Raw genomic sequence first — 17,817 nt, 5'->3', positions numbered from 1 at the left:
CGCCCCGACAAGGGGGAGTGTTTTAGTGGGGTATTTGAAAATATTATGTAAATACATGGGGGTAGGCAGGATGCCGCTTGGGGCGGCCAAGTTTGTGACGCAGCGGCTTGCGCCGGCGCGCTGACCTGATTAGGTCTCGGGTAAGTGAATACCTTACTATTTCAGTTTGACAATAGCCGCGAGGCGGTTCATTTCCGACTAAAACAGTAAGGGACAGAATTCCATGCAAATTTCAAGGATTGCCTTGGTGGCCGCGCTGGCCGCATCACACCCCGCCTATGCGCAGGAAGCGGATACGCTTGATCTGGGGACGCTCACGCTTGAGGCGGAAAGCGATGCGACGTTGCTGCAAAACGGGTATGTGGCCGAATCGGGGCGTCAGGCCACGCGCGTAGACACCCCCATCCGTGACATCCCCCAAGCGATCAGCACCGTCGGGCAGGACCAGATCGAAGATCAGGAGCCGCGCACGCTGCTGGACGCCTTGGGCTATACCTCGGGGACGAATGTCACCAACTTCGGTTTCGACTCGCGCTATGACGCGGTCTATCTGCGCGGTTTCTCGGCCTATTATGACGGGTTGTTCCGCGATGGCCTGCGTCAGGTTAACGGGCCGTCGGCGTGGTTCCAGAACCACCCCTACACGTTCGAAGGGGTTTCCGTGCTGAAGGGGCCATCGTCGTCAATGTATGGCGTCAGCGGTGCGGGCGGTCTGGTAAACATCATCTCCAAACGCCCCAAGGACGACGCCTATAACGAGCTCAAGCTCACCTTTGGCACCGACAGCCGCAAAGAGCTGGCGTTCGATTTCACCGGCCCCGTCGGCACCGACGGACGGCTCAGCTATCGTCTGACCGGTGTGGCGCGGGATGCGGATACGCCGCTACCGGGCTATAGCGATGATCTGGCGCTGCTGGCGCCGTCCTTCACCTATCAGTTGACGGACCGGACCAAGATCACCGTGCTGACAGAATATTCTGAATCAACACGCGGCGGTACGGCGTCCTACTACAACCCGTCGCAGGGCGAAGCGTCTGATATCTATGTCGGCGATCCTGACTATAATGACTTTGTGAACGAACAATGGCGCGTCGGCTACGAGCTTGAGCACGAGATGGACAATGGCGTGACCCTGCGCCAGAACCTGCGGTATTCCGAAGTGGATGCGGATCTTGAGTTTAGCGGCATCTATGCGGCGGGCACGGGGTTCGGGCGCTACTGGGGCCATTACCTTGAGAATTCCGAGAATTTCTCGGTCGATACCTATGCCGAGGGACATTTCTCTACCGGTGCGTTTGACCACACGGTTGTGGCCGGTTTCGATTACACGCAGTCGTCCTATGACGCCTATTATGGCGGTGTCGGCTATGTCTCTGCTGCCGACACGGACGCGATGGATCAGCCCTATTCCAATGGTCAGGAGATGTATCAGTATGGCGTCTATGTGCACGACCAGCTGAGCTCCGGCCCCTGGACGATGTTCCTGAGCGGTCGCTACGACTGGGTCGATATGACCACCTTTGACGCCAATCAGAACGGCACCGATACATCGCATAACGGTTTCTCGGGTCGCGTCGGTCTGAGCTATGCGTTCAACACCGACCTGTCTGTCTATGCCAATGTGTCGAGCTCTTTCGTGCCGACCACAGGGCTGGTCTATGACGACAGCACCGACCCCAACAGCGGCCGTTCGGCAGAGCCGACACGCGGGCTGCAAAAGGAAGTGGGCGTCAAGTACCAGCTGCCGGGCACGGAAAGCCTGATCACCGCGTCACTGTTTGACATCCGTCAAGAGGACGGGGTTGTCTTCCAGACAGTTGATCCGGCGACGTTCAATGGCTTGAACCAGGTGCAGGTGCCCTATGACCTGCGCTCGCGCGGGCTGGAGATTGAAGGCCAGTTCAACTTTGCCAATGGTCTGCGCGTGACCAGCGCCTATACCTATCTGGATATGGAGATCGAGGCAGGGTCCACCGGCACCGTGGGCAACCAGCTGTCGGCCACGCCGCATCACACCGCATCGATCTGGGGCTTCTACGAGCCGCAAAGCGGGGCGTTCAAGGGCTTTGGCTTCGGGGCGGGTCTGCGCTATGTCGGCGAAAGCTATGGCGACGATGCAAATACCTACAAGAACGATGCCGAAGTCTTTGCCGATCTGTCGCTGTCCTATGACTTTGGCGAAGTCGGCTATGAGGGGCTGAGCGCGCAGATCAACGTCAAGAACGTCTTTGACAACACAGACCAGACCTGCAGCGCGGACTATTGCTATCGCTACGAAGGGCGCACCGCTACGGCCAGCGTCAGCTACCGCTTCTGATGGCGCGGTCCGGGGGAGCTTGGGGTGTCGTCGGCGCGATCGGTGGCATCTATATCGCGCAAAGCGTGATTGCGGGTGTCACATGGTCGGGGCTGCCGGGGGTGTTGCGCGCGCAGAAGCTGCCCCTGGATCAGATCGGGTTGATCTCGGTGCTGGTGCTGCCTTGGGCGCTCAAGTTCCTTTGGGCACCGAGGGTTGAACGGTTCCGGCTGCCGGATGGCGGGCGGGACCGGTCGGTCACGATTGTAACACTCGGCGCTGCGGTGGTGATCGCGGCGCTTTTCGTGGTGGGGCTGATCGGCCCGTCGCCGGTGCTGCCTGTTTTGGCGGTGCTGATGGTGGCAGCCTTTGCGACGGCCACGGTGGATATTGCCTGCGACGGCTATGCCGTGGCGGCGTTGAAGGAGACGGAATACGGCTGGGGCAATGCGGCGCAGGTGGGCGGTGCCTATCTGGGGGCTGCGATCGGCGGGGGCGTGTTTCTGATCCTCGTTGACCGCGCCGGATGGCTGGCGGGCGCATGGGGGATGGCGGCGGTGATTGCTGTGCTCTGCGTCCCCTTTGCGATCATCGCGCGGGCGAAAACCGCGCAGGCGCGACCGCATCAACCGCGACTTAGAACCGCCTTGGCCCGCGCCGAGGTGCGTCAGGGGTTGCTGGTCGCGGCGCTTTATGTCGTGGCGCAGAAAACCGCGATGGGGATGTTCGGGCCTTACTTTATCGATGCGGGCTATGATCTGGGTCAGCTTGGGCTGCTCAGCGGGGTCGGCAGCCTGACCTTGGGCTTTGCGGGGGCGATGACCGGCGGCGCGGTGGTGCGCCGTTTTGGCACCCGCGTGGTGCTGGCCGGCGCGGTGGCGCTTCAGGCGCTGATCCTCGGGGTGGTTGGTCTGTCGGCGGCGGGTGGCGTTTTCGCCGCGGCGACGGTGGCCCCGATTGCGATGGTCAGCAGCGCGGCCGTCATGGCCTTTGGTTTCGTCGCCCTTTACGGGCAGTTCATGAACTGGTCCGACCCGCGGCAGGGCGGCGTCGATTTTACCTTGTTCCAATGTATGGATGCGGCGGTGAGCATGGTCTCGGGCATGGTCGCCGGGGTCATCGCCGAGCATCTTGGTTACGGTTTCTTTTTTGGTGTGGCCTGTGCCGTCTCGCTTGCGGCATTGCCGCTGATCTGGCGGGTCTCGGGGCAGCGCGCACCGCAACAGGGGGTGGCCCATGTCTGATCACACTGCACAAACCGAATTGCCCGGCGTCAACTTCGCCGCGCTGCGTCAGGCCACCTTGGCCGAAGCGGCAGAGCATGACCTGCACGTCGAACAGGATGGCGCACAGGGCATTGTCCTGGGCACCTATTATGGGCGGATCGCCTTTGCCCCGTCGGGTGCCCATTGCAGGGCCGAGATATCGACCGCGCGCGCCGATTTCCTGCAGACGTTGAAGGACAGTCTGGTGGATCAGATCGGCAGCGTCATGCCCGATGCGGCGCAGGCGATCCGCTGGTCGGATGGGGTGCGTCAGGGTGCCTTGCCCGATAACGCGAGGTTGATGACGGTGCAGCACCGCGAGATGCTGGATTGCGGGTTTATGCGGGTCACGCTGGCGGGCGATGTGGCGCGGTTCTCTGACAGTGCGATCCATTTCCGCCTTGGCATCGCGCAACCGGGCAAGACCCCCCAATGGCCCCGCATCGGAGAGAACGGGGCAACGGTCTGGCCCAAGGGTGAGCACAAGCTGCATCTGCCGGTCTATACCGCGCGGCGGGTGGATCGGGAAAACGGGTTGTTGGTGTTTGATCTCTTTATCCACGAAGGCGGGCGCACCACCGATTGGGCGCGCAGCGTTGAACTGGGGACGCAGATCCTTGTCACCGGACCGGGGGGCGGCGGCTGTACGATCACGGGGCCGGTGTTCGGATTTGCCGATGATACCGCCTTTCCGGCCATCGCCCGTATTATGGAGGCGAACCCCGATCTGACCGGGCGCATCATGCTGTATCCATCGCATGTAGATGCCGCGCATTATCCGCTGCCAAAGCACACAGGCCTGGAGGTCGTTATCGCCAGCGCGGCCGAGCGTCCCACGATGGGGCAGGCGGCCTGCGACGCAGTGTCATCTGCGGCGGACGGGTTTTTATGGTTCGCGGGGCAAAAGGCGTTGGCGACGCAAGTGCGCAAGACGTGGAAAGAGCACGGCGGCGCGGCCGAGCGGTCTTACATCTCGGCCTTTTGGTAAAACCCTGTCATCCACGCAAAAAAGGCAGCCGGTGAAAGGGCTGCCTTTTCGTTACTTGCACCGGACGGCGCGCCTTACGCGGCGCTGGCGGATACCAGCAGTTGCGCCTCATGCGCGCGCAGGGACCGGCGGGCGGCGACAAAGTTGGACATGCCGTCAGCCGCATCGAGTTCGGGGAACAGCGACAGGATCTCGCTGCGTTGTTCGGACTGGATGCCGGCCATCGAATGTGCCCCCGGCTGGAAGCTTTCGGCCCATGTGCCATCCGCAAACACGACCTCGTGGTTGTCAAACAGCATGTGGATGTAGCTGACCTTGTCCGGCGTGACAGTGTCGACCCCATTGAACCCGACCAGATGTTTCGCCGCGACCAGAACTTCACGTTCGCTGAACATGACCTCGGCCGTTTCGGAGGCGACAAGCATGCGGTGGTTCGGGCTGACCATCATATCGCGCTGCGGCACGCCTTCACCAAAGGCACCGGCCTTGATCCGAACGGGGTTGAAGCCGGGGGTGCGCAGCAGGTTGTCGCGCCCCAGATTGCGGCGGCCCACCCAGCGGACCGGCTGCATCCCGTTGTCACGGGTGACGACCAGATCGCCGACCTTGATCTGCTGCACCGGAATCTCGCCCCGTCGCGTGGCAATGGTGGTGCCGGGGGTAAAGCAGATCACGACCTCTTCGATCTCAGAGTAGGTTGTGGTGCCGGTCACGTTGCCGTTCGCATCGCGGAATTCGATCGTGCCGGATTCAGGGCCCGTTTTGGTCAGCGTGTACTGCGACCGATCCAGCCCGCTGAGGTTCAGAACGTCGACATCTGTTCCGTCGGCATCTTCGCCGCCCACGATGGTGTGATTGCCGCCCGAGGTAAAGTTGAACAGGTCGGAGCCTTGCCCCCCTTCGGCGCGATCGTTGCCGCCACCCGAGGTGATTGTATCCTGCCCGTCGCCGCCTTCGATCTGATCGTCGCCTTCGCCACCGTCCAGGCTGTCGTTCCCGCCCTGACCAAAGATCGTGTCGTCGCCCTCGCCGCCCAGAATGGTATCATTGCCCGCTTCGATCGGGGTCACAACGGCGTCGTCAATCAGGTCGCCAGAGAGGGTGAAGCCCGACTGTGTGGAACGGGTTTCGAGCGTGAATTCGATAAACTCTCGGTTCTCGAACTGGCCCGAGAACCACGCATCCTGATCGTCGGGGGAGTTCGCCTCGGTGCCCGCTGCGGTTACGGTGCCATCGGCATTGGTGACATTCAACGAAGTGTCATCGCTGGTCGCGAAGGAGGTGAAGCTGTTGGTGTCCAGCGTCACGGATTCCTGATCGCCGGGGTTGTTGCGATCCAGATCGTTGAAGGTTGCGGTGGAATTCAGCGCGATCGGCTTGAACTCGCCCGTATCGACGTAGTGCTGACGGTCGTAGAATTCGAGCCGGAAGGTCGCGGTTTCACCGGCATACCTGCTCCTGCTTCCATCACCAGAGTTCAGCAGGATCTCGAAGCCGGTGCCACCGGTAAGGTCGATGGGCATGTCGTCATTCGAGGTGTCGACCAGCACCAGCCGCGCGAAAACGCCGCCGCCATTGTCCAACGTTGCCACGTTGTCATAAAAGACGCTGTCGCCTTCGTCGGCTGAGTTGCCCGTGTTGAAAAGGCGGCTGGCATAAGACAACGTGATCGGAGACGCGTCGTTGCCCGGTGCCGTACCGACGCCTGCATCACCATACAGCAGGTCATCGCCCGCGCCACCGTCGATACGGTCGTCGCCGCCTTCGCCAGACACGCGGTCGTTGCCGGCACCTGCATCGATCCGGTCGTCTTCTGCTGTACCTTGAAGGGTGTCTGTCCCCGTCGTGCCGTTGATCGCTGCCATTGTCGTCTGCTCCGCGTGATTTCTGCAAGAAACCACGGTCCGAAGTCGGCAAAGGTTTCGCAAATCGTGAAAAAACTAACGTTCTTTTTATCGCGGTATGCGCATCTGGCAACGGATTTGACGGCTTTGTGATAAGTTGACGTAGCGACCCTCTCGCGTCAGTTGTGGGCGGCGTGGTGGTTCACGTTTTACGACCAGTGGATACAAAATGGGGGCGGCATTACTGCCACCCCGCGCTTTGGTCTAAGAATTACTTGCGAAGCAATGCCAGTATGACGAGAAAAGGCAGCGTGAATATGCCCTATCTCACCGGCCTGCTTGGAGAAAATCGTGATGCCGTTCTATGCGCTCTACCTGCCAGTAACCCAAGGGTAGATCAAGCGGGGGAAAACCCCCATCTACGGTTGGATTAGCCCTAAAACCATTGATTTGGCGACCGCATGATCGCGTGTGCTGGCCCGCAGCTTTTCTTTCGCGCCCTTGATGTGTTTCTCGAAGGTTTTTTCGCTGATCTTGAGGGTCCAGCAGATCTCGGCCGGGCGCAGACCGATGGCAAGATAGCTGAGGCAGTCACGCTCGCGCGGGGTGAGGTTGACCAGCACGCTCATGTGATCGCGGCGGATGCCTTCATCCATCGCAAAGGACAAACGTCGTAACGCGCTGCGATGCTGTTGCCAGTAAAGATCGAATTCGCGGTCGCTGCGTGTCTCGCTCACCCAAAGACCGATGCCGGAGATGGCCTGACCCGCGGGCGTGCGGGTTAGTGCGAAAGACGCACCGAACTGCATGCCGATGTCATTCTCAAGCTCGGATTGCATCTGTTGCGGCTCGGTCGCGTGGTCCAGTAGGCTGGTGTCATTCCACAGCACTTCTTTCGTGCCATTGGCGATCAACTCGACCGAGATGTCGTCATCCACCAGCGCCTGTTCCTCGACCGCGGTGACCCAGTCTTGGGGGTAGGTGTGGCGAAAGAAACCGGCTTGGGTAAACCCGCGCACGGTCGCGTCACTGGCGTAAGGGATGATGCCATAGCCGATGCCGGTGACGCCCAGATCGGCGAAGGTTTGGGTGCAGCTGTCCCAAAACGCAACATCGCCCGTGCCCGCTTTCGCGGCACCTGCCAAATCAATCAGCTTTTCCAATGACATGTTCGCCCCCCGGCCTAGGCAACATAATGGCAACGGTGTCGCCAAAAAGCAACATAAAATATGGCTGGAACAAGGCGTTCATCCTTTTGCGTAAGGGAGTTTGGAGGCGTCAGGCCGGTGCGTGACAAAATACCCTGTTCGGAAAATCGCAAAGCGCGTAAAAGGAAGCCATGAATATTTGCGCGATCACAATGGTTTACAAAGACTACTGGGCGCTGTCCCAGTGGTACGCGCATTATGGGCGCATGCTGGGGTTTGATAACCTCTATATTGTCGCCCACGGGGCCGACGCCAGGATCGCCAGCCTTTGCCCGCGTGCGACCGTGATCACCGTGCCCCGCGAAACGCTGGAAGGGTTCGACCGGCGCCGCGGGCAAGTGCTGAACAGTTTTGCCGATGGGCTGGCTGTGTCTTTCGACTGGGTGATCCGCACCGATGCGGACGAGCTGATCTGTTATGATCCTGAACTATATACGTCACTGCACGCGGTGTTAGAGACGGCATCGGCAAAGTCGATGTTCGCGCTTGGTCTCAATGTGGCAGAGACCTTGGAGGATGATGTGCTCGCGGCGGGGCAAATGGCTCTTGGCCATCGGCGCACGGCGGTGTTCTCGGGGCACTACAGCAAGGCATGGGTGACCAAACGCGGCACGGGGCTGTGGCGCCACGGCATATGGGTCGGGCCCAAGCGCATTGAAACGGCGGTGTTTGACCTGCCGCGCGGTGTCTATCTGATGCATCTGAAATACGCCAATATCGACGCGTTAGAGACGGCGAACCAGCATCGGACCGATGTGGGGAACATGCCGGGGCGCGGCTTGCCCGGTACCGCGTGGAAAGAGGCAGACCAGACGGCGGCACGGTTCTATGCCCGATTGGCGGGATTTCGCGACGAGACATGGGAGGTCGCGCGCGATCACGCCTACGCCACGATCAGCGCGGAGCCGGTGCGCGACACCAAAGAAAACGTGCTGCGGGCGAAATCGACAGTGTTCGAGCAGCGGGCGACCTTGCCGGAGTGGGTCGCCGCGACGTTTGGCGATACCTGATCAGTGACCTTTCGACGCTGCGGGTTCCGGTGATGGCGCCTTTACCATGCCCTGTTCCCGTGGTGGGATACCCCGACACAGACCGTAGAATGCGTGGGAGGAGAGTAGGATGACGAATAAGATCAAGGTCGAACGGCACGGGCCGGTGACAGTGCTGCGACTCGATGATGCCGAGACGATGAACGCGCTGACCTCTGCCATGGCGCTAGAGCTGCGTGACCTGCTGGAACGCGAAGCACAGACAGCGCGGGCGATTGTCTTGGCGGGGTCGCCGCGCGCGTTCTCGGCGGGGGCGAACCTCAAGCAGGGGACGATCGAAAGTGGCAAAGAGCTCGACGCGGGTGCCGCGCTTGAAAATGCCTATAACCCGTTGATGATGACGCTTCGCGATCTGCCGGTGCCCGTGGTCTCTGCCGTGCAGGGGGCGGTTGCGGGTGTGGGCGCGTCGATTGCGCTTGCCTGTGATGTGATTGTCGCCGGTCGTGATGCCTATTTCCTTGAAGCCTTTGCGCGGATCGGGCTGATCCCCGATGGCGGGGCGACGTGGTTGCTGACACGCGCCGTGGGCCGCGTGCGCGCGATGGAGATGATGCTGCTGGCCGAGAAAATTCCCGCGCCGACGGCGTTTGACTGGGGGCTGGTGACGCGGCTGGTCGAGAATGACGCGGTTGACGCCACCGCGCTTGAGATCGCGATCAAACTGGCGAACGGGCCGGTGCGCAGCCTTGCCTTGATCCGCAAAGCCGCGTGGAGCGCCGCCGACACTGATTTTGACACCGCACTGGCGAACGAGCGCAAGTGGCAGAAAGAAGCGGGGAATACTCCCGACTTCAAAGAGGGCGTGGCCGCGTTCCTCGAAAAACGGGCGCCCCGCTTTAACGGGTGATCTGTTGTCGAAGGGGGCTGCGACCCCCTCTGGTTCCTGCGGGTGTCGGCCCCGCGGGAACGAAATCATGATCTGTGCAGTTGTCGCCCTGAAGGGTTTTGATCATGTACCGCCACCTCATCGCCGCTGCTCTTTTGGTCGTTCTGGCTGCCTGCCAGTTGCCGAAAGACCCCGAAAACACCACTGATACCGTGCAGGGTGCCGTGCTGAAGGTCGGCGCGTTGCATGATCCTTTGCCGGATCAAGACCTGCAGGCGGTGACATTGATCGCCGCGGCACTTGATGCGCAAATCGAATGGCATCGCGAGAACCCGCACCAGATGCTTGACGCGCTTGAGGGGGGTGATCTGCATCTGCTGGCGGGCGGGATACCGAAAGATTCACCGCTGACAGAGCATACGGGCATGACCAACCCCATCGGATATGTGACCGTCGGGGCCGACCGTCCCGAACGGGTCTTGCTGCTGCGGCGCGGCGAGAACCGGTTTCTCATGCGGTCCAATATGGCGCTGCGTCCGCTGACGCGGGAGGCGCAGGAATGAACCGCTACCCCCCGCTGCCGCAAGAGATCGCCGAGAAAATCGCGAAAGCGCGTCGGTTGGAATGGTGGACGCTGTTCTGGCTGGTCACGATCATTTTCGTGATGTTCATGGTCATGGGATCAAGTCAGGCGATGCAGGCGGCGTGGATCGAAGACACGCTATCGCTGTTGCCGCCGATCTTGTTCCTGATCGCCGCGCGGCTTGAACGGATGCCACCAAGCCCGAAGTACCCCTTTGGCCTGCACCGCATCGGCACCCTGGCCTTTGCCCTCTCGGCGGCGGCGCTGACCTTGATGGGCGGCTATCTGGTGTATGACGCGGTGGTCACATTGGTGCGGCAGGAACATCCCACCATCGGCAGTATCGACCTGTTCGGCACCGAGATCTGGATGGGCTGGCTGATGGTGGCGGCATTGGTCTATTCGATCATCCCGCCAGTGATCTTGGGCCGCAAGAAGCTGGCCATCGCGCCTGATATTCAGGACAAGGTGTTGCATGCGGACGCTGACATGAACGCCGCAGACTGGAAGACCGGCGTTGCGGGTATTCTGGGCATCATCGGTATCTCGATGGGGTTCTGGTGGGCCGATGCCGTAGCTGCGGGGTTGATCGGACTGGACGTGTTGAAAGACGGTGGGCGCAATCTGCGTATCTCGGTCGCGGAGCTGTTGGACGGTGCGCCGCGCAAGCTTGGCTCTGCCGAGCGTCAAGATCTGGCGGATCGTGTTCAGAAAGGCATGGACGGCGCGCCCGTCGTCAAGCTGCGCGAGGCCGGACGCTATCTGCACGTGGTGATCGGTGACGACGACGAATTGCTGCCCGATACGGCGCGCGCGAAAGAGCTGGTGGGCGAGGATGACGCCTGGCGCGTGGTCACCCTGAGCGTGAAGCCCGAAAACTAGGCTGCCGCGGGACCGCTGGAATTTTTTCTGCATTTAGTCGCGTTTTCAGCGACGGAATTTTCAAGGCCCACGTTAAATGGCTTAATGACCTGATCTGGATAGTTGGAATAATGCGGAAATTTGTGAGTTTGCTGGTGGCCGTCGGGCTTTTGTTCGGGGCTTATGCCATCACCTTTGGCCTGCCCGGCACGGATGCCACAAGCGAGGCGGCGCAGCCTCAGTCCGCGGCGGGTGGGCGCCCTGCAGGTGGCCCCCCTGGGGGCGGGCGTGCACGGGGGGCGACGTCGGTGGTGACGACCGCGCTGGAACAACGCCCCTACGAGGTGACTTTATACGCCACCGGCACAGCATCCTCTTTGCGCAGTGCGGATGTGGTGACTGAAACCGCCGGTACAGTGGTCGAAACCCGGCTGACTGCGAACCGCGACGTTGAACAGGGCGAAGTCCTTGTGCGGTTGGATGCGCGGACCCAAGAGCTGAACCTTGAAATCGCGCGCGCCAATCTGCAGCAGGCGACCGATACGGTCGACCGCTATGACCGGCTGCGGGCCGGTGGCAACTCTACCATTACCGATGTCGCACAGTCAGAGGCGCGCGTGGCGCAGCAACTGGCCGATGCCGAAGTGGGTCTGGCTGAAGTCGCGCTGGAAGACCGCACCATCCGCGCGCCCATCTCGGGGCGTCTGGGGCTTAGTGAGGTTGAGGTCGGCGATATCCTTGGCGCGAATGACGTGATTGCAACGATTGACCAGACCGAAACGCTGGTGGTCGAATTCGAACTGCCCGAACGCGCTATCGGTGTCCTAGGGCAGGCGCATGAGGTGCTGGTCTCTACCTCTGCCTTTGTCGGTCGGTCGATCACCGGAGAAATCCTGTCATTCGACAGCCGGATCGATGCGGTCACGCGTTCGGTCACGGTGAAGGCCAAGATCGACAATGCGGAACGCATCCTCTGGCCGGGCATGACCTTTGCGGTGCGCCTGCTGCATGAAAGCGAACCGCTGCCGGTCTTGCCATCGACCGCGGTGACGTGGTCGCGCATGGGTGCTGCGGTCTGGGTCGATGACGGTGGGACGGCGGTGCGGGTGCCGATCACGATCCTTTACCGTAAAAACGAATTCGTCTGGGTGGAGGCCGACATCGCCGATGGCGCGATGGTTGTGACCGAAGGCGCGCAAAAGCTGCGGGACGGGGCGAAAATCACCGCGGTCGGTGCCGAGACTGAAAAGGCACCGTCATGAGCGATACCCCTGCAAAGCCCCGTGGCGGGCTCGCCGATCTATTCGTCTCGCGGCCTATTTTCGGGATCGTCATCAACCTGCTGATCCTGATCGCAGGTCTCGCGGCGCTTGTGGCTGTCGACGTGCGGGAAATGCCCGACGTTGACCAGCCGGTTCTATCCGTGCGCACCACCTATGAAGGCGCGGTGCCCGCAACCGTCGACCGTGAGGTGACGCAAGTCCTTGAGGATGCCCTGAGCGCGCTTGAGGGGTTATCCTATATGGAATCCACCTCGACCACGGGGTCGAGCCGGATCACCATTGATCTGTCCGAAGGCACCGATGTCGATGTCGCGGCAAATGAGGCGCGCGAGATCGTTTCGTCCACGTTGCGTGACCTGCCCGATGATATCGAGGATGATCCGACCGTGACCAAAAGCGACAGCAACGCGGATGCGATCATCCGGCTGGCGCTGATGGGCGACGCGAGTCTTGATGCGTTGACCGAGCTGGCCGAGGGCGTCGTCTATGACCGGCTGTCCACCATTGACGGCATTGCAGAGGTTACCCTGCGCGGCGAGCAACCTAACGAGTTCCGCGTGACGCTGGATATGCCCGCGCTGCTTAGTCGGGGGATGACCCTGTTCGATGTCTCTGACGCACTGGCAGCGCTGCGCGATGACACGCCGCTGGGATCGCTGGATTCAGATGCGCAAACCTTGGCGCTGCGGGTCGGCAACGCGAATGTCACCGTTGATACCGTGGGCCAGATCCCGATTGATGCGAATACGCGCGTTTCCGATGTGGCGTTCGTGCGGCTGCTGCCGGAAGAGGACGCCGTGCTGACCCGCGTGAACGGGCAGACCGCCGTCGGCATGGACATCACGCGGCAATCCGTGGGCAACACGCTGTCGATCTCGGAACATGTGGCCGTTGCGGTGGCTGATCTGCAATCGGCGCTGCCCGACGGCGTTCGGCTTTTCGTGACGTCTGACGATGGGACATTCATCAGAGGATCCTTGACCGAGGTGATGAAATCCATCGCTTTGGCGACGGGGATTGTGGTTGTGGTGATCTTTGCCTTTCTGCGTTCCCCCCGTGCGGTGATGATCCCGGCGGTGACCATTCCGGTGTCGCTGGTGGGCACGGTCGCCGCGATCTGGCTGACGGGGTTTTCGGTCAATACCATCAGCCTGCTGGCGCTGGTGCTGGCGACCGGGATGGTGGTGGATGACGCGATTGTCGTGATCGAGAATATCGTGCGCAAACGTAAACAGGGGATGGGGGCCTTTGCTGCCGCTGCGGCGGGCACGAACGAGGTGTTCTTTGCCGTCATCTCTACCACCGCGACGCTGGCGGCGGTGTTTATCCCGATCTCTTTCCTGCCCGGTCAGGCCGGCGGGGTGTTCAGCGAGTTCGGCTTTGTGCTGGCCTTTGCTGTCACGCTGTCGTCCATCACCGCGCTGACTCTGGCACCGGTTCTGGCGGCCTTTCTTGATCCGGGGAAATCCGCGCTTGAGGCAACGGCAAAGCCGCAAGGCTGGGCCGGGCGGATGTTTGACACGGTGATGGACAAAGCCATTCGCATGCCGTTGGTGGTGCTGGGGGCGGCGGGGGCCTTTGTGATCGTGGCGGCGGGCGCGGCGGGTACTTTGCCCTCTGCCATCACGCCCGACGAGGATCGCGGGTTCTTTCTGGTCCAGGCGCGCGGTGCCTCTGACACCACGATCGACTACCTTGATACCCAGGTTGATCAGGTCGAAGAGATCCTGACCCCCTATCAGGAAAGCGGCGAGGTTACCTCGGTTCAAAGCATCGTTGGCGTTGGCGGTGGCACCAGCGCCTTCATCATCGTGCGGCTTGATGACTGGAGCAATCGTGACCGCAGCCAATCCGCACTGGTCGCCGAGATCAGCGGCAAGCTGGCGCGGGTGCCCGGCGTTCAGGCCTCTGCGCGGGGGACCAACAGTCTCAATATCCGGGGCGGCGGGCAGGGATTGCAATTCGCGGTGACAGGCAAGGACATCGCGGCCATGACCACGGCAACCGAGGCTTTGGTCGCGGCGATGGCGCAGGATGAGGCGTTTTTGAACCCGCAACTTTCCAACGACGCGGTGCAGGCGCAATACGAGGTCCGCGTTGATCCCGAAATGGCGAGCGTCTTTGGCCTGACAGAGGCCGAGATCACCCAGACCATCGGCGCAATGACCCAAGGCAAGGTCGCCGTCACCGTCTTTGCGGACGAGATCGAGACGGATGTGAATGTCGTGCCCGGTGGCCCGCCGATTGATGACCCGTCTGATCTTGATAACATCCAGTTGCAGTTGCCGGGCGGTGCCTATGTGCCCCTGTCCGCGGCGGCAGAGCTGGTGCCCGTGGTCAGCCAATCCACGCTGGAACGGCAGGGCGGGTCGCTGGCGGTGTCGGCGCAGGCGAACCTGAACGACGGTATCGATCTTAGCGTCGCGATGACCCGTCTGACGGCGATTGCCGATAGCGTGCTGCCCGACGGGATGGGGATCATCTTTACCGGCGAGGCGGCGACGCTAAGCGACAGCCAGACAGAGATGTATATGGTGTTCGGCGTCGCGTTGGTGGTGGTGTTCCTTGTGCTGGCCGCGCAGTTCGAAAGCATCGCCAGCGCTGTCGTGATCATGCTGACCGTGCCCTTTGGTTTGGCGGCGGCGCTTTTCGCGATCTCGCTCAGCGGTGGATCGTTGAACTACTACAGTCAGATCGGGCTGGTCATGTTGATCGGGGTGATGGCGAAGAACGGTATCCTGATCGTCGAATTTGCCAACCAGTTGCGCGAGGCGGGGCAGGATATCGACAGCGCCATCCGGGACGCGCTGCGTCTGCGGATCCGTCCTGTGATGATGACGATGGTGTCGACCGTCTTTGGCGGCTTGCCGTTGATCCTGACCTCGGGCGCGGGGGCCGAAGCGCGCATCGCCGTGGGCTGGGTGATCGTGGGCGGGCTTGGGTTTGCTACCATCTTCACCCTGTTCCTCACGCCGGTCTTTTACCGCTATGTGGCGGTCTGGGGGGCAGAGCCGGGGATGGCATCAAAACGCCTGACCCGCGAGGCGGCGGTCTAACGAAAACCGCGGGGCCGGTCGCAAAGAACCGGCCCCGCGTTGGTATGCTTCTGGCGGTGCGAGACGGGTGTTCGCCCCTTCGCCCCGTAGCAATCAGTCGATATGGGTGACCAGCGTTTCCGCCGATTTGCGTACCTTTTTCATCGGGGCCAGCCAGTCGGATTCCGCGTCGCGGTAGCCCAGAGGCAGCAGGATCACCGACCGCAGGCCGCGCTCTTTTAGGCCCAGAATTTCGTCTACCTTCGCTGGGTCGAAACCCTCCATCGGGGTGCTGTCGACCTCTTGTTCAGCGGCGGCAACCAGTGCCACCCCAAGCGCGATATAAGCCTGACGCGCGGCATGGGCGTAGTTTACCTCGGCATCGCGGGGCAGGTAGTTGTTTTTCAGGTTCTCGTAATAGGCGCTGAGCAAGGGCAGGTCGCCACGGGCTTCGACATTCAGATCGGTAACCGCGTCGATGCGGTCTTTGGTGTAGTTATCCCACGCCGCGAACACCAGCAGATGTGACCCTTCGGTGATCTGGGTCTGGTCGCTGGCGGCTTTCTGGATCTGCGCCAGCTTGTCGGAGTTGGTCACGACCAGCAGCTCGAAGGGCTGGGTGCCGCTTGAGGTGGGTGTCATGCGGATGGCTTCGACGATGGTGTCGACTTTGTCCTGAGGGACTTTCTTGGACGGGTCCATCTTCTTGGTCGCATAGCGCCAGTTCAACTGCTCTAGTAGGGTGCTGGTCATCGTGATCATCCTGTTTTTGGCCGCTCGGGGCGGCGTGTGTACCGGCGCGATGTAGGAATCCCCGCGCCCCAACACAAGGAGACCGGCGCAATTCGCACCGGTCGCAGTTGGTGTAAGGGCGTCAGGTCAGGGTCAGATCGACCGGCCCGCCCCGTCCCAGTAGGGCGCACGCAGGCGGGGTTTGAAGATCTTGCCGCTGTCTTCGCGGGGCAGGGCCTCGTGGAAATCGACGATCCGAGGCGCTTTGAAACGGGCCAGTTTGCCGTCAAGGAAATCAAGCACCTTCTGTTTGTCCGCGCTGTGCCCGTCGGCCAGTTCAACCGCCGCGACGATCTGTTCGCCAAATTCGGGGTCAGGCGCGCCAAAGACGGCGACATCGCGGATGAAAGGCGCGCGCATCAGCACCGCCTCGATCTCGGCGGGAAAGATATTGGCCCCGCCCGAGATGATCATGTCTTTCTTGCGATCCGTGATGAACAGGAACCCGTCCTCATCCACCGATCCCAGATCCCCGACAGAGAAATGCCCGTGCTTTTCAGCCGAGGCGCGGCTTTCGGGATCGTTGGAATAGTCGAACCCGCCGAAGGCATCCATGCGGGCATAAATCTCGCCCACCTGACCGGCGGGCAGCTCGTTCCCATCGGGGTCAAGGATCATCAGCGTGCCGCCCATCTGCATCCGCCCTGCGGTGCCGGGTCGGGCCAAAGCGTCTGCCGAGGATACCATCGTCATAAACCCGATCTCTGTCGCGCCGTAGCTTTCCCAGAACACAGGCCCCCACCAGTCGATCATCGCTACTTTCAGGTCATGTGGCCACGGTGACCCCGTTGAGACGCAGAATTCCACCGAGGACAGGTCATATTTTGCCTTCACCTCTTGGGGGAGCTTCAGCATCCGGCTCATCATGGTGGGGACAAGATAGATATGGGTAATGCGCTGAGCCTCGATCGTGGCAAGAAAGCTTTCGGGGTCGAACTTGGGCGCGACAAAGGTCGATACGCCCGGGGTGACCAGCGCGGCAGAGGTCAGCGTTGACGGTGCCGAGTGATAGATCGGCGCTGCCGTAAAGAACCGCGAGCCGGGTTTGAGCTGCAACATCTCGGTGCCTACGCGCGAAAGCACCTCTTCAAAGTCGCGCTTGGGCCCGCCCCCCAAACGCCGCACGCCCTTCGGCTTGCCGGTCGAGCCCGAGGTATAGCGCATCAGCGGGCGCATCATCTCGCGCGGGGTGATGGGGTCGGCGGCATCTACCAGCGCGGACCATTCCGGTGTCTCGGGGTCGGTCTTTGCGGCGGCGTCATCAATGCCATACGCTTGACGCAGCGCGGTATCAGGGGTGACCGCGATGACCGTGCGCCCCTCAAGGGCGGGGCGCAGAGCGTCGATCAGGTCACGGTGGATGATCACGAACTGCGCGCCGCTGTCGTCACAGATGGCGCCGGCCTCTTCTGCCGCAGCGTGCCAGTTCTGCGCCACGATGACCGTGCCGGCCATGGCCGCAGCGCGCATGACCTCGAGCTGGGTCAGATCGTTGCGCATGATCAGCGCCACAGGCACATCCACGCCCGCCCCCAGACGCGTCAGCGCCGCAGCGCCCTGCGCCGCGCGCTGTTCAAACGCCTCTCGTGCAAGCTTGCGATCAAAATCCGCAATCACCGTATCCGACATTAGATGTACTCCCATCGTGCCAATGCCCGCCCGCCACCTTCGGGCGCGCAGGTTGTTTCGTTCCCTTACGCTAAGGTAACCTTACTTTGGGGAAGGGTCCATCGGGGGCCCGTGCGCGACGTTACGGCAGAGCGGATTTCTCTTAGGTGAATCGGCAC

The 17,817-nt window shown here is 61.6% G+C and carries 13 protein-coding genes; 9 read left to right on the top strand and 4 right to left on the bottom strand.

The annotated features are described in order from the left end of the window. Nucleotides 1-223 precede the first annotated feature (223 nt). From EE36_RS01425 to EE36_RS01415, 3 genes are read left to right on the top strand one after another with little or no spacing between them, the layout of a single operon-like run. Nucleotides 224-2,317, top strand: coding sequence for a TonB-dependent siderophore receptor (locus tag EE36_RS01425; protein WP_005848736.1), 2,094 nt, complete (start codon nt 224-226; stop codon nt 2,315-2,317). Beyond that, nucleotides 2,317-3,540, top strand: coding sequence for an MFS transporter (locus tag EE36_RS01420; protein ID WP_005848734.1), 1,224 nt, complete (start codon nt 2,317-2,319; stop codon nt 3,538-3,540). Before EE36_RS01425 ends, EE36_RS01420 begins: the two co-directional genes overlap by 1 nt. After that, nucleotides 3,533-4,549, top strand: coding sequence for a siderophore-interacting protein (locus EE36_RS01415; RefSeq protein ID WP_005848733.1), 1,017 nt, complete (start codon nt 3,533-3,535; stop codon nt 4,547-4,549). The genes EE36_RS01420 and EE36_RS01415 overlap by 8 nt, the downstream gene beginning before the upstream one ends. Before the next feature lie 74 nt (nt 4,550-4,623). Here the strand turns inward: EE36_RS01415 and EE36_RS01410 are convergent, their stop codons facing one another. Both EE36_RS01410 and EE36_RS01405 read right to left on the bottom strand, forming a co-directional pair. Next, on the bottom strand, nt 4,624-6,414 hold the full coding sequence (locus tag EE36_RS01410) for a Hint domain-containing protein (protein WP_005848732.1): 1,791 nt from the start codon (nt 6,412-6,414) through the stop codon (nt 4,624-4,626). A 398-nt stretch (nt 6,415-6,812) separates the two neighbouring features. Continuing rightward, nucleotides 6,813-7,562 (bottom strand): helix-turn-helix transcriptional regulator, encoded by a 750-nt coding sequence (locus tag EE36_RS01405; RefSeq protein WP_005848730.1) that lies wholly within the window; start codon nt 7,560-7,562, stop codon nt 6,813-6,815. A 170-nt stretch (nt 7,563-7,732) separates the two neighbouring features. Between EE36_RS01405 and EE36_RS01400 the strand changes: the two genes are divergently transcribed. From EE36_RS01400 to EE36_RS01375, 6 genes are all read left to right on the top strand, one after another. Next, a complete protein-coding gene (locus tag EE36_RS01400) occupies nt 7,733-8,611 on the top strand; it encodes a glycosyltransferase family 2 protein (RefSeq protein ID WP_005848729.1) in 879 nt (292 codons plus the stop codon). Between the two features lie 109 nt (nt 8,612-8,720). Further along, the gene (locus tag EE36_RS01395; protein ID WP_005848727.1) at nt 8,721-9,497 is read left to right on the top strand and encodes an enoyl-CoA hydratase-related protein; all 777 of its coding nucleotides are present in this window, start codon (nt 8,721-8,723) and stop codon (nt 9,495-9,497) included. A gap of 104 nt (nt 9,498-9,601) precedes the next feature. Further along, nucleotides 9,602-10,039, top strand: a complete 438-nt coding sequence (locus EE36_RS01390) for a hypothetical protein (protein WP_005848726.1) — start codon at nt 9,602-9,604, stop codon at nt 10,037-10,039. Then, on the top strand, nt 10,036-10,941 hold the full coding sequence (locus tag EE36_RS01385; protein ID WP_005848725.1) for a cation transporter: 906 nt from the start codon (nt 10,036-10,038) through the stop codon (nt 10,939-10,941). The genes EE36_RS01390 and EE36_RS01385 overlap by 4 nt, the downstream gene beginning before the upstream one ends. A gap of 110 nt (nt 10,942-11,051) precedes the next feature. After that, on the top strand, nt 11,052-12,182 hold the full coding sequence (locus tag EE36_RS01380; RefSeq protein ID WP_005848724.1) for an efflux RND transporter periplasmic adaptor subunit: 1,131 nt from the start codon (nt 11,052-11,054) through the stop codon (nt 12,180-12,182). After that, entirely contained in the window at nt 12,179-15,259 is a 3,081-nt protein-coding gene (locus tag EE36_RS01375) for an efflux RND transporter permease subunit (RefSeq protein WP_005848723.1), read from the top strand. Before EE36_RS01380 ends, EE36_RS01375 begins: the two co-directional genes overlap by 4 nt. Nucleotides 15,260-15,352: 93 nt before the next feature. On the opposite strand, the gene EE36_RS01370 is transcribed toward EE36_RS01375, so the two are convergent. Both EE36_RS01370 and EE36_RS01365 read right to left on the bottom strand, forming a co-directional pair. After that, on the bottom strand, nt 15,353-16,000 hold the full coding sequence (locus EE36_RS01370; RefSeq protein WP_139283831.1) for an NAD(P)H-dependent oxidoreductase: 648 nt from the start codon (nt 15,998-16,000) through the stop codon (nt 15,353-15,355). A gap of 123 nt (nt 16,001-16,123) precedes the next feature. Beyond that, a complete protein-coding gene (locus EE36_RS01365) occupies nt 16,124-17,659 on the bottom strand; it encodes an AMP-binding protein (protein ID WP_005848721.1) in 1,536 nt (511 codons plus the stop codon). Nucleotides 17,660-17,817: the final 158 nt, after the last annotated feature.

It is taken from the genome of Sulfitobacter sp. EE-36 (assembly GCF_000152605.1).
GTDB classification, from domain to species: Bacteria; Pseudomonadota; Alphaproteobacteria; order Rhodobacterales; family Rhodobacteraceae; genus Sulfitobacter; species Sulfitobacter pontiacus.
The sequence above is the reverse complement of the archived record's forward strand: the minus strand, read 5'-3'. Positions and strand labels throughout refer to the sequence as shown.